Here is a 12865-nt window from a genome sequence, read left to right on the forward strand (position 1 = left end):
CGACGCTCCGCATCGCCACTGTCAGATTCGCTTCACCACCGGCCTGAAGGCCGATGCACTGCGAATGACCTCCGGTAGCACCCTCGCCGAGGACCTGCTGGGAGAGCGACGACCGAAGGTCAGCCGGGTGGCGGCCATGCTCAGGGCGACCGCGCCCACGAGCGCGGGGCCGAGCGTCTGCCCGAGGTCGCGGACCAGGCTGGTGGTGGCGCCGGCCATGCCGGTGAACCGGTGCGGTACGACGTTGACCGCGGCGGTGAGCGCGGCGACGACCAGTCCGAAGCCGAAGCCGTTGAGGACCAGCGGGCCGAGCAGCGGGACGAGGCCGCGTTCCTCGACCGGGATCGCCCGCAGCCACAGCTGGGCGACGGCGAGCGAGACGAACCCGGCGATGAGCATCGGACCGGGACCGGTGCGGTGCAGCAGCTGGACCAGAGGCGGCCAGATGAACGGCGTGATGCCCTGGATGATCAGGAACGGCACGGCGGCCTGCAGCGGACTCTGGTGCTGGACGACGCCGAGCCGGATGCTCAGGTCGTACGCGTCCCGCCGAGGAAGCCGAACATGCCGACCACGGTCGCGACGGCGGACGCGGTGAAGGCGGGGATGCGGAAGAGTTCGAGGCGCAGCATCGGCGCGGCCGACCGGGACTCCACCTGCACGAAGGCGACGAACAGCACCGCCGCCGCGACGAAGGCCAGCACCACCGGCGCCGAGGACCAGCCGTCGCTGGGGCCCTGGATGATGCCGTACAACAGGCACAGCAGTGCCAGGGCGATGGTGATCTGGCCCGGCCAGTCGAGCGCGCGGCCCTCGGGCGCGCTGGACTCGGCGGCCAGGACCCGCGCGGCAACCGTGGTGAGCAGGGCCAGTACCCCGGCCGCCGCGAACGCCCAGCGGAACGAGGCCTGTTCGACGATGGCGCCGGACAGCAGCGGGGCGATGAACGCGCCGAGCGAGAGCGCGGTGGTCCAGGAGGCCAGTCCCCGGGCGCGGGCCGCGGGCGTGGTGGTGCGGGCCGTGATCACCGTGAGGGAGGCCGGGAAGAGCGCCACCGCGCCGATGCCGGACAGCGCCTGACCCGCGATCTGCCAGCCCGACGGCGCGGCGCGGGTCACGCGTGTGGCCGCCGGGACCCTCGGGCCACCCGCCCCGCTCACGGCGGGGCGGGCGCGCCGGTCACTGTCCTGGCGTGAGGACGTACGTGTTGAGAGCGTCGGTCGCGGTGGTGGGCGAGCCCAGGTCGTAACGGTCCACCGCGAGGTAGTTGGGCTTCTTGCGGGCGGCGGGGGTGCAGAAGTTCTGCGCGCGGCCCCGGAGTTTGCCGTTGTCGGTCTCGGCCGTGGAGCCGATCGTGTAGTCCCGGAAGTGGTTCATCACGAACAGCGGGTGGAAGGCGGCCGAGTCGGTGGTGAGGGGTCTGCCGGTGCCCCAGCGGCTGTAGCAGGACCAGTCGGAGTCGCCGATGCCGCCGCCCATGGACCAGTAGTTCTCCACGGTCCACTCGCGCTGGTACATCACCCCGAAGGTGTCGCGCGTCGTCCAGCCGTTGGCGGTGTCGCTCGCGCGGGTCCGGTCGCTGAAGATCAGCAGCTGCTTGCCACGGGCCGCGAGGTCCGCCATGGTGGGCCAGCCCTTCGTCGCCACGCCCTCCTGGTCAGGCCGGTACAACACGTCGTACAGCCCGCCCACGGAGGCGAGCGAGGACTTCAGTACGTCGGAGGAGACGTAGTCCTCCAGGAACACGGTGACGAACTGGCCCGGGTTCGCCTTCAGGAAGTCGACCATGCGCTGCAGGTCGGTGGCGAGCCGGACGGGGTTGCTCACCCCGTCACAGCTGTTGTGGCACAGCGCCGCCTGCCCCGAGGCGGTGTGCACGTCCAGCATGAAACCCCGGACACCGTCGGCGAGTTGCTGACTGATGCCGCGCGCCTGGTTGGGGAAGAGGCTGACCGGGAACGAGGCGAAGTTGCCGTCGGCGCCGTTGGCGTAGGCGTTGTGCGAGGTGAGGAAGGTGACCTGGTCCAGGGTGCGGGTGTTCCCCGACGCCGCGGTCGTGGCGTAGGTGACCGGCGTCAGGTACCAGCGGGCGAGGTCGCCGGCCGAGCCGATCCTCACCGCGCTGGAGTCGGAGGACGAGCCGGTGAGGTACTGCGAGGTGCCGGGCACGGTGACGGTGTACGTGCTGTTCGCGCCCGCGGTGATGGTCCAGGTGGTGCCGTCCGCGCCGCAGGCGGCCGTCACCGCCGAGGTGCCGCTACGGCCGAGGCAGGTTCCGGCCTCGTCGGCGTTTTGCAGCTGGTGGCCGCCGGTGACCGCGACCGGGGTCCACTGCTGGTGGTCCTCGTTGCCCTTGGGGTTGTGTGCGGCGACCGTGCCGCCGCTGTCGGCCGCGTTCAGGCCGGTGACGTAGTTCTGCAGGTAGACCGAGTGGGCGGGGACGGCTGCCGTTGCCTGGCCCGGGGACAGGACGGGCAGGGTCAGGGCGAGCGCGGCGGTGCCGCACAGGGCGCGCAGGGTGCGCAGACGCACGGGGGTTTCCTTTCACTCCGGCACTGCGGGGTGTGATGTGACGACAGAGGCATGACATACCCGAAGTGACGGGTGTTGTGCCAGACCTGGCGCGCGAACTCTTTCTGCACGCCAGGTTCTTGACGGCCCATCAGCCAGTGCTCGGCTCACGCTGACCGAGCGCGAGTTGGTGTCGAGCCGGCCGTCACCGTGGAAGACCTCGGTGCCCGCCTCGACGCCCGACAGGTACGTGGAGCTGTTGATGTGTCCGCGGCTGACCAGGACGTTGGCGAAGTCCGACAGGTTGAGACTCGCGTACGTGGTGTTGCTGGTGCGGACGAACGAATGCACCTGCCAGCCGACGTTCCCCTCGTACGCGTCCCAGGTGGTGCCCGCGACGGTCACGGTGGCCACCTTGGTGCCGAGCGGGCCGTGGGCGACGATGTCCGTCTCGCCGTCGCCGCCTAGCAGACCGTCGGTCCAGGTCTCCGGCCGGGCGGTCGTCCTGGAGGCCGTGCCGTGGCCCGCGCAGTCCCGTCCCGGCGGCAGCCCGGGCGGGCGCCGGGACGCCGCCGAGCAGGGTGACGGTCGTCGCGGACGCCATGGCCGCGGCGAGGAACCGACGTCTCTTCACTGAGGGTGCCAGCAGGGCCACTTTTCCATGAGCGCGACAAGGGGAGCGGTCAAACGAGGTTGTGGCCGCCGTCCGGTCGCCACCCGGCCGGCGAGCACCCCGCGTCAGGACGGGACGATCCGCCACTGCTCCTCCGGAGCCGCGTTGTACGTCCACTGGTCGATGTCGGCCCCGTCGTCCGTGGAGCCGCCGCTGACGTTGAGCGACAGGCCGCTGAAGCGGTTGATGAGCAGGTAGTGGCCGTCGCCGGTGGGTGTCACGGCCCAGTGCTGCTGCGGGGCATCGGCGTCCGCCCAGATGGCGACGTTCCCCGCGTTGGCGCGCGACAGCCCGGCGACCTCCAGGAGCTTGCCGCTGCTCACGCTGCGGATCTTGTAGTAGCCGTCGCCGGTGGGGACGAAGGTCCACTTCTGGTTCGCCCCGCCGTGCCACGTCCACTGCAGGACGTCGGTGCCGTTGGCGGTGCCCGCGGCGGCCACGTCGGCGACCTTGCCGCTGTGCCGGGCGGCCAGCCGGTAGACGGTGCCGTCGCCGGGCAGTGTGGGGGAGACCAGTGCAGGCTTGGCCGTGCGGCCGCCGATCCTGACGCCTCCGATGTTGGCGTAGCCGCCGGTGGCCGCGGTGACCTGGATCCGTACGAAGCCCGCGTCGGCGGCGGGCCATTCCGCGAGCTTGAGGGTGCGATCGCCGGCCCAGCTGCCCTTCGCCACTTGGGTGAAGGTGACGCCGCCGGTGCTCGTGTGGATGGTGTACGAGGTGATGTCGCCGTCCGTGGAATTGGTGCGGTTCCACTGCTTCGGCAGGTACTCCAGGCTGGAGACGCCGCTCCACACCCCGCCGAGGTCGATGGTGATCGACTGGGGCAGCGACAGGCCCCAAGTGGACCAGCAAGTCTCGAAGTTGCGGTCGCTGAGCCCGTCGATGGCGTTCAGCGGGCCCTCGCCGGTGTGGAAGGCGGTGGCGTAGGCGCTGACCGCTGTCACCGGGTGCTCGACGCGCAGCGGCTGGGCGGGCAGCGGGGTCCGGGAGGGGTTCGGGCTCCAGGCGGTGCCGACCTCGGCCAGCCGGTTGACGATGTTGGTGTCCAGCACACCGTCGCGGTTGGGCGGGCAGTTCAGGATGAACGAGGTGTACTTCGGCTCCAGATCGGCCAGGTGCGACAGGATGGACGCCCTGCTCATCGGCTGCGCGGTCGGCGTACTGGGGTGCCAGAACCAGCCGTTGCTGATCGTCTGGCCCTGGAGCGCGGCGTAGGTGTTGCCCGCGGGTGCGGTGATGCCGAGCGGTTCCTCGAAGTAGATGGCGTCGCCGAGGAAGGGCACGGACAGCGCGCCGTGGTCGATCATGACGATGTCCGGCTGCAGCGACTTCACATGCTCGCGGATGCGCTGGTAGGAGACGGCCTGCTGGCCCATCTGCCAGGCCCAGCCGTCCATGATGAACATGTCGATGGTGCCGTAGTTCGTCAGCAGTTCCGTGATCTGGTTGAGGATGTAGGTGAGGTCGGCGGGCTGGACGGCCTCGTCGCTGGCGACGCCGTGCCGGGTGTCGTAGGCCTCGACGCTGTAAGTGCGATCCCAGATCGAGTAGTAGAGGCCGACCTTCAGGCCCTTGGCCCGGAACGCGGTGACGTACTGGGCGACGATGTCCTGCTTGTAGGGGCTGTAGGCGACGTTCTGCTCGTTGTAGGCGGTCGGCCACAGGCAGAAGCCGTCGTGGTGCTTGGCCGTCAGGACGCCATAACTCATCTTCGCCGCCGCGGCCGCCGCGGCCCACTGGGCACAGTGGACGGCCGTCGGGGCGAACAGCGCCGGGTCCTGGTGCGGTGCCGCCCACTCCTCGTCGGTGAACGTGCCGAGGTTGAAGTGGTTGAACATCCCGAAGCGCAGGTCGACCAGCCTGGTCAGGTTGTCCTGGGGCGTTGCGGCGACAGCCTGGACGGGCGAGCCGATGTCCGCGGCGACGGACAGTGCTGTGGCGGCTGCCGTGGCACCCGCGGCACCCAGGAACGACCTGCGCGAGAGCATGCCTGACACTTCATCAACTCCGAAGAGGGTTGGGGGGTGTTACTCATGAATGTCATCGGGGCGCGCGGTGAAGTCAACCCTGGTGCATGGATGAAAGTGCACGCACTGAAGGGCGATTGGACCAACCTTGATGCTGTTCGATCGGTTTCGTCCCGGGCAAGACATCAGATGTATCCGGAACGGGGTGGCGCCAAGTGACACACGGCTCTCCTGTCTGTTGACGCCTCAGGATTAACGTCCTATCTTTCATTGGGGCGACCTCGATCAACTGAGCAACATGGTTCAGAAACAAGGCAATTGAGTCGCATCGAGCTGCTTTCGGTCGCACATTCATCCCATGAATAGGCGCTGTGTTGGTCTGTGTCGCACCCTGAGCCGGCTGTCGAGGCACCCAGGAAGGGCAGGAGCCGTGGACGAGCAAGGTGCGAGGAACCTTCGGCGCAGGGAGGTACTAAGGGCATGGCGGCGGTCGGCGGGATGGCCGCGGTAGGCGGTCTCGGGGGCTCGCTCCTGACCGCTGGTACCGCGTCGGCCGCGACGGCGGGAAACCGCCACCAGGCTTGACCGCGGGCAGTGGCCACGGCGGCGAAGTCGGCCGGGATGGCCTTCGGCATCCTCACCACCAAACACCATGACGGCTTCTGCCTGTGGCCCACCGAGCAGACGAGCTACAACGTCATGAACAGCTCGTACAAGCGGGACGTCGTCAAGCAGTACGTGGACGCCTTCGGGTATCTGCCCCGCGAGGACAAGGACAGTTCCGGGGCGTACGTCACCACCGGCGACATCACCTCGTACGAGATCCACACGAGCACCGACGGCAGAACCTTCACCCAGGTTACGGCGGGCGCCTGGGCGGCCGACAAGGCCGTCAAGCAGGCCCGGTTCGGGGCGGTCGGGGCCCGCTATGTGCGGCTGGTGGCCGTGGACGCGGTCGGCGGCAGTATCGCCGTGGCCAGTGAGATCAACTGCGGTGGCATCGCGGCCAAGCCCACCTCCTCCCTTACGACGCCGGTGCAGACCCCGGTCCTTCCGGGCGGCGACAACTCCCTCTCCCTGACCCCGGTCCTGGCCGCCCTCGACAACGGCGGCATGAGGCTGGAGAACTCCCCGGCGAACGTGGGCTACTGGACCAGCGCCAATGAAAACGCCACCTGGCGGGTCCGCTTCGGCGTCCCCGGCGCCTACACCGTGACCGCCACCGTCGCCGCGGCCGCCGCCTCCCGGCTGGTCCTGGACGCGCGTGATCGGCGCCGCGACCCTCACGGTCCCCAACACCGGCTCCTGGACGACCTGCACGACGGTCAGCACCACGATCACCGTGCCCGAATCGGGCTAGCGCCCCGTCACCCCGCGCCCGGACAAGTTTCGTCACCTGGCAGCCGGTCAACGTCCGAGGCATCACCCTCACGCCGGGCGCCGACGGCGCACTGTCCATGACGGCCGCCACCGCCACCCTCTCCGGCAGCGCGATCAGGCTGGAGAACGACCCGCCCAACATCGGCTACTGGACCAGCACCACCGCCACGGCCTCCTGGAACCAGACCTTCCCGGCCCCGGCACCTACGCCGTCCAGGCACGGGTCTCGGCGGCGTACGGCGCCACCGCCCTCACCCTCGACACCGGTGCGGGCAGCACCACCGTGCAGGTAGCGAGGACCGCCGGCTGGGGGCGTACGTCACGGTCGTAGGCAGCGTGACCGTGACCTCCGCGGGCACCCGCACCGTGACGGTCAAGCCGGCGGACCCGGCCACCTGGCAGCCCGACAATCTGCGGTGGGTCACTCTGAAGGGGTCCTAGGAACCGGGCCGTGGGCCTCCCGCAGGCGTATGACCTGTGGCGATCGCGCCGCCCGGCGCCCCGGGCGGAGCCCTCCCGCGCGCGCTGTCCGGCCGGACAGCGCGGGCTCGGAGAGCTGGACCGGGCCCGTGACGACCTGCGGTAACCTGTGGCGCCAGACATCCCATGTCTCGGCGGGGGCCGGCGGTTCCTCGGCGAACCGGACCCCAGGGAGGCGGCCCCATGGGCGCACCGCTCATCGAGACGGCGATCGCCAGGCTCCGGGATCTCATCCTGGAGGGCGTGCTGAAGCCCGGTGACCGGCTGCCCCGTGAGCAGGACCTGTGCACGCAGTTGGGCCTGTCCCGGAACACCGTCCGTGAGGCGGTCCGCGCGCTGGTGACGGCGAGGGTTCTCGACGTGCGGCGTGGTGACGGGACGTATGTCACGGATCTGACACCGGAGTTGCTGCTCGGCGGTATCGGGTTCGTGGTCGAACTCATGCGCTCGGACTCGGCCCTGGAGCTGATGGAGGCCCGGCGGGTGCTGGAGCCGGAGATCACCGGATTGGCCGCGCAGCGCGCGAGCGATGAGCAACTGGCCGAGATCACCGGCCACTTGAACGCCATGAACGCTGCCGCCACTCACGAGGAGATGGTGACGCACGACACGGAGTTCCACGCGGCGGTGGCCCGTGCGAGCGGCAACACCGCGCTCGCGTCGATTCTCATCGGCATCTCCAGCGGCACGTTCCGCGCCCGTGTGTGGCGCGGCGTCGTGGACTGCGGTGCCCATGCGCGCACCATCGCCGAGCACGAGGCGATCCTGGACGCGATCCGCGCCGGGGACGCGCCGCTGGCCCGGGCCGCCGCACTGACCCACGTGGCGACCACGGGCAACTGGCTCGCCGCCATCCTGGAGCGCGAGGCCGCCCTGGCGTCCGAGAACACATCGACGCTCCGCGGAGCGTGACGCGGAGCCATCGCCGAACGGGCCGATGACTGCCGAGCATCCGTCTTCAACCACTTCGCTCGGCATCGAGTCCCGCGCCGAGGAGGCATACCAGTCCAAGGGGATGCTGATCGCCCACGTCCAGTCGGGGCGCAGCGCGAACATCGCTGGCGTGGTGGGCAAAGCCATCGACGCCGGCTATCGCCTTGTCATTGTCCTCAGCGGCACGACCAACCTTCCGGTAGGTTCCTCAGCCGTGGCGCACTGCCATCGCGGCTGGGAGCGTTCGACATCATCCGCCTGACCAGTTTTGACAACGACTCTCTGACGCTGCGCGCCGCGATTGCCGCCCTGAAGTTCGAAAAGCGGGAGCCGACGCTGCTGCTGTACGACGCCCCGGAACCTGCACCACGCCGCAGTGCGCCTCATGGTAGTGAAGAAGAACAACTTGAGAAGTCCGTTGACAACGCTCGTTTGACGTTGTTCCTGGCAGGTTGTCAGGTGCAGTGTGTCGCCAGGGGCCTCTGGGCGCCCAGCGCGCACAGCACATGTTGGCGTGACCACCGGGTCGAGGCGTGCTCGCAGTTCGTGCAGGTCGCGAGCGATGCCGTCGCGGTCGGTCGGAATCATGAGCTGCTCGGCCTCGTGTCGGAGCTCAGCGATTTCCTGGGGCGCGGGGCCTGGTCGGCGGAGCCGGTGTGGACGGGCACGCCCCGCCGGTCAGAAGGAGGCGGGCGTGGATCGACGCAGCCATACCGTGCCTGACGCCCCAGAAGCCGGCACGGCGTTGTGAACACGCGCTCGGCGGTCAGTCGGTCCATGCCCGGGCACCAACTCCATGGTCATGCCTCTTGCAGCACCGGAGCCGACTGCTCCCCCGACCCCCGGACGATCAGCCGGGTGGGAACGGTGATGGTGCGGGCGCGGGAGCGGTCGCCGTCCAGGCGGGACAGGGCGGTGGTCGCCGCAGTTCGGCCGATCTCTTCGGGGTCCTGGGCGACGACGGTCAGAGCCGGTTCGAGTGCCTCGGCGAGTTCCACGTCGTCGAAGGCGACGACGGCGATGTCCTTGCGCTTGCCGCGGGCGAGCTCGGTGACGATCCCCAGCGCCATGATGTTGTTGCCGGCGAACAGGGCGGTGGGGGGATCCGCCAGGCCCAGCAGCTGGGACGTGGCGGTGGAGGCCCCGTGCTGGTCATGGGCGTTGGCGACCAGGGAGCGGTCGGCGGGGAGGCCGGCCTCCTGCAGGGCCGCGCGGTAGCCGGCCAGACGCTCGCGGCGGGTGTAGAGCTTGGTGGGAAGGTCACCGATGAAGCCGATGCGCCGGTGGCCGTGGGCGATCAGATGGGCGACGCCGTCGTGGGCGCCCGTGCGGTTGGAGCTGACGATGCTGTCCGTGGACAGGCCGACTCCCGGACGGTCGAGGAAGACGACGGGCAGACCCGCGGCACGGTGGGACTTGAGGGGGGAGTGGTCGGCGCCGACGGACGGCACGACCATCAGGATGCTGATGCGGCGGGCGAGGAACTTGTCCGTCAGGGCGCGTTCGCGGTCGGGGTCGTCCGCGGAGGATCCCATGAGCAGGGTCAGGCCGCGGTCGCGGACCGTGTCCTCGATGCTGCTGGCCACCGCTCCGAAGAAGGGGTTGCCGAGGTCGGGGATGACCAGTCCGACGGTGGTGTCGGGTCCGCCGACGCGGATGTTGCGGGCCATGAGGTTCGGCTGGAAGCCGAGTTTGGCCACGGCGGCGAGGACCTGCTCCCTGGTCTGGGCCGAGGCAGGGCCGTCCTCGTTGAGGACGCGCGAGACGGTCTTGGCGCTGACGCCCACTTCTCGGGCGACGTCTGCCAGGGTGGGGCGGCGGTTCGCAGCCATGGAGGAAACGGTCTCCCTGCGCTCGTCGGTTCCGGCCACGGCCTTCGGCCGGAACCTGTGAGTGGTGCATCGTGTCGTCAGTTGGCCTGGACGCCGGCGGCCTTCGCGGCCTCGGAATCCGTTACGACAGTAGCTCCGGCCTCGTCGACGGTGAGCGCGCCGGTCATGATGGCGACGACCTCCGCCATGGAGTAGTCGGAGGGCTTGATCACGGCCGCGCGCCTGCCCAGCCGGTGGACGTGGATCCGGTCGGCGATCTCGAAGACGTGCGGCATGTTGTGGCTGATGAGGACGACCGGCATGCCCTTGTCCCGGACACGGCGGATGAGGTCCAGGACCTGACCGGACTCCTTCACTCCGAGGGCGGCGGTCGGCTCGTCCATGACGACGACGCTGCGGGCCCAGGCGACGGAACGGGCGACCGCGACGGCCTGCCGCTGTCCGCCCGAGAGGGTCTCGACCGACTGCGTCAGCGAGCGCAGGCCGATCTTCAGGTCGGCCATGTGCTCGGCGGCCTCCTGGCGCATGCGCTTCTTGTCCAGCATGCGAAAGACACTGCCGAGGACGCCGGGGCGGCGGAGTTCGCGGCCGAGGAACATGTTCGAGGCGATGTCCATGGAGGCGGCCACGGCGAGATCCTGGTAGACCGTCTCGATACCGTGGGCGCGGGCGCTCTGCGGTCCGGAGAAGGTGATGGGTTCGCCGTTGAGGCGTATCTCGCCCGCGTCGGGGGCGACTGCGCCGGTGAGTGCCTTGATCAGGCTGGTCTTGCCGGCGCCGTTGTCGCCGATGACGGCGAGGACCTCGCCGGGCAGCAGGTCGAAGTCGGCGCCGTCGATGGCGGTGACATGGCCGTAGCGCTTGACCAGACCGCGCGCCTGCAGCACGGGAGTGGGGGAGGAGGTGGCGGTCATCGGGCCTTCTTCCGGGAGATCTGGTCGACGGTGACCGCGAGGATCACCAGGATTCCGGTGATCAGGGTCTGGTAGATGGAGGCGACGCCCATCAGTTGCAGGCCGTTGCGGAAGACGCCGACGATGAGGACGCCGATGAAGGTGCCCAGGACCGATCCGCGTCCGCCGAAGAGGCTGGTGCCGCCGAGGACCACGGCGGTGATGCTGTCGAGGTTGTCGGTCTGTCCCGCCTGGGGGTCGCCGACTCCGGTGCGGGAGATGAGCAGCAGGGCGGCGATGCCGTAGAGGATGCCGGCCGCGGTGTAGACGCCGATGGCCAGCCGGGAGGTGCGGATGCCGTTCAGCCGCGCCGCCTCCGGGCTGTTGCCCAGGGCGTAGACGTGCCGTCCCCAGCTGGTGTTGCTCAGCGCGTAGGCGAGGAGGAGGAACAGGGCGATGGTGACCAGGGAGCCGTAGGTGATGTCGGTGCCGCCGAGCGGGAAGGTCTGCCCGAGGGCCGTCAGCGGGCCGGGCAGGTTGGTGACCGTCTGCTCCTCGGAGTAGATGTGGGTCAGCGCGAACGCCACGTTGAGCATGCCGAGGGTGACGATGAACGGCGGCAGCGGGATCTTCTGCACCAGCAGGCCGTTGAGCATCGCGAAGCCGCCGCAGACGACCAGGCCCAGGGCGATGGCGGCGAGCGGGGGCAGGGAGCCCTCGGCGGCCATCTTGGCGATCACGATGCTGCCGAACGCCATCACGGCACCGCACGACAGATCGATGCCCGCCGTGAGGATGATCAGGGTCTGTCCGATGGCGAGGGTGCCGACGACCATGACCTGCTGCACGATCAGCGAGAAGTTGCCGCCCGTGAGGAACTGGTCGGTCGAGAAGGAGAAGAAGGCGCAGGCCAGGAGGAGGGCGACCAGGGGGCCGGTGGTCGGTGCCATGAGCAGTCTGCGGGCCGTGGTCGGTGCTTTGAGCTCGGCGTACGGCGAGGTCGTGGCTGTCATGCGGAGTCCTTGTCGGAAGACAGATGTCCGAGTCCGTCCATGCCGGAGGACAAGGAGACGAGGGGGCGGCCGTCCCCGGTCGGGGAGGAGGGGCCGGCCGCCCCGCTGAGGGGGAAAGCGGTGTCGTACGGACCTCGGGGCGGCTCAGCCCCAGCAGTTCTCCAGGCCGTAGACGGTGTCCTCGGACGTGATCCCGTCCTGCGCCTGGTCGGTGATCAGGGTGACGCCGGTGTCGGTGTAACCGGACGCCTTCTTGCCGTCCTCGGCGTATGTGACGACGGCCTTGACTCCCTCGGCGGCCATCTTCAGCGGGTACTGCTGCGAGGTGGCGGCGATCGTGCCGTCCTTGACCGCCTCGGTCCCGGTGCAGCCGCCGTCGACGGAGACGATCAGGACGTCCTTCTCCCGGCCCTTGGCCTTGAGCGCGGTGTACGCGCCCAGGGCGGCCGGTTCGTTGATCGTGTAGACGACGTTGATGTCGGGTTCCTTCTGGAGGCAGTTCTCCATCGCCGTCTGGCCCTTGGCCTGGTCGCCGCCGGTGTCCTGGGAGCAGACGATGGAGGGGTCGCCCTCCTCGACGCCGAAGCCCTTGAGGAAGCCGTCGTGCCGCTGGACGCCGACGGACACGCCCGGCGCGAGGTCGAGGGTGGCTATCTTGGCCGACTTGCCCTTCATGGCGGCCTTGGCGTACTCGCCGATCAGCTCGCCGGCCTTGAGGTTGTCGGTGGCGAAGAGGGCGTCGACCGCGCTTTCCGGCTCGGTCGGGGTGTCCAGGGCGATGACCAGGACACCCTTGGCGCGGGCCTTCTCGATCGCGGGCACGATGGCCTGGGAGTCGCTCGGGGTGATCAGGATGCCCTTCACGCCCGAGGCGACCATGTTCTCGATGGCCGTGATCTGACCGGCGTTGTCGCCGTCGAACTTGCCTGCGGCGGTGAGCAGTTCGGCGCCGTTGTCCTTGGCGGCCTTCTCCGCGCCCTCCTTCATCTTCACGAAGAACGGGTTGGTGTCGGTCTTGGTGATCAGACCGACCTTGACCTCGCCCGAACCGGAGCCGGCGGAAGTCGATCCGGAGCCGGACCCGCAGGCCGTCAGGGTGAGGGCCGTGACGCCCGTGACCGCGGCGGCTCTGAGGAGGGAGGAGGACAGACGAATGGTGCGAGACATGATCGACTCCTGTGGG

13 protein-coding genes are annotated in these 12865 nt (G+C 69.5%); 4 read left to right on the top strand and 9 right to left on the bottom strand.

What is annotated here, in order from left to right:
* Positions 1–21: 21 nt before the first annotated feature.
* The 5 genes from ACWD3C_RS38460 to ACWD3C_RS38480 form a co-directional block, all read right to left on the bottom strand.
* Entirely contained in the window at positions 22–483 is a 462-nt protein-coding gene (locus tag ACWD3C_RS38460; RefSeq protein ID WP_451151608.1) for a hypothetical protein, read from the bottom strand.
* Between the two features lie 47 nt (positions 484–530).
* Complete coding sequence (locus tag ACWD3C_RS38465; RefSeq protein ID WP_451151610.1) at positions 531–1118, bottom strand: MFS transporter; 588 nt, start codon at positions 1116–1118, stop codon at positions 531–533.
* 61 nt (positions 1119–1179) lie between these two features.
* A complete protein-coding gene (locus ACWD3C_RS38470) occupies positions 1180–2526 on the bottom strand; it encodes a phospholipase (RefSeq protein ID WP_451151681.1) in 1347 nt (448 codons plus the stop codon).
* Positions 2527–2544: 18 nt separating this feature from the next.
* Positions 2545–3060 (bottom strand): GH12 family glycosyl hydrolase domain-containing protein, encoded by a 516-nt coding sequence (locus tag ACWD3C_RS38475; RefSeq protein WP_451151683.1) that lies wholly within the window; start codon positions 3058–3060, stop codon positions 2545–2547.
* Between the two features lie 189 nt (positions 3061–3249).
* Positions 3250–5172: an RICIN domain-containing protein gene (locus tag ACWD3C_RS38480; RefSeq protein WP_451151612.1), complete on the bottom strand. Its 1923-nt coding sequence runs from the start codon at positions 5170–5172 to the stop codon at positions 3250–3252.
* A gap of 573 nt (positions 5173–5745) precedes the next feature.
* Between ACWD3C_RS38480 and ACWD3C_RS38485 the strand changes: the two genes are divergently transcribed.
* From ACWD3C_RS38485 to ACWD3C_RS38500, 4 genes are all read left to right on the top strand, one after another.
* Complete coding sequence (locus tag ACWD3C_RS38485; RefSeq protein ID WP_451151614.1) at positions 5746–6612, top strand: alpha-L-fucosidase; 867 nt, start codon at positions 5746–5748, stop codon at positions 6610–6612.
* Entirely contained in the window at positions 6609–6824 is a 216-nt protein-coding gene (locus ACWD3C_RS38490) for a hypothetical protein (RefSeq protein ID WP_451151616.1), read from the top strand. The genes ACWD3C_RS38485 and ACWD3C_RS38490 overlap by 4 nt, the downstream gene beginning before the upstream one ends.
* 370 nt (positions 6825–7194) lie before the next feature.
* A complete protein-coding gene (locus tag ACWD3C_RS38495) occupies positions 7195–7923 on the top strand; it encodes a FadR/GntR family transcriptional regulator (protein WP_451151618.1) in 729 nt (242 codons plus the stop codon).
* Between the two features lie 25 nt (positions 7924–7948).
* The gene (locus ACWD3C_RS38500; protein WP_451151620.1) at positions 7949–8206 is read left to right on the top strand and encodes a hypothetical protein; all 258 of its coding nucleotides are present in this window, start codon (positions 7949–7951) and stop codon (positions 8204–8206) included.
* Between the two features lie 538 nt (positions 8207–8744).
* Here ACWD3C_RS38500 and ACWD3C_RS38505 read toward each other — a convergent pair.
* From ACWD3C_RS38505 to ACWD3C_RS38520, 4 genes are all read right to left on the bottom strand, one after another.
* Positions 8745–9776 (bottom strand): LacI family DNA-binding transcriptional regulator, encoded by a 1032-nt coding sequence (locus tag ACWD3C_RS38505; protein ID WP_451151622.1) that lies wholly within the window; start codon positions 9774–9776, stop codon positions 8745–8747.
* 77 nt (positions 9777–9853) lie between these two features.
* Complete coding sequence (locus ACWD3C_RS38510; RefSeq protein ID WP_451151624.1) at positions 9854–10690, bottom strand: ATP-binding cassette domain-containing protein; 837 nt, start codon at positions 10688–10690, stop codon at positions 9854–9856.
* Positions 10687–11682 carry an ABC transporter permease gene (locus ACWD3C_RS38515; protein WP_451151626.1) on the bottom strand — a complete coding sequence of 332 codons (996 nt, stop codon included), beginning with the start codon at positions 11680–11682 and terminating at the stop codon, positions 10687–10689. The genes ACWD3C_RS38510 and ACWD3C_RS38515 overlap by 4 nt, the downstream gene beginning before the upstream one ends.
* A 144-nt stretch (positions 11683–11826) precedes the next feature.
* Positions 11827–12849, bottom strand: a complete 1023-nt coding sequence (locus tag ACWD3C_RS38520; RefSeq protein WP_451151628.1) for a substrate-binding domain-containing protein — start codon at positions 12847–12849, stop codon at positions 11827–11829.
* Positions 12850–12865: the final 16 nt, after the last annotated feature.

The organism is Streptomyces sp. NPDC002845, from assembly GCF_053591955.1.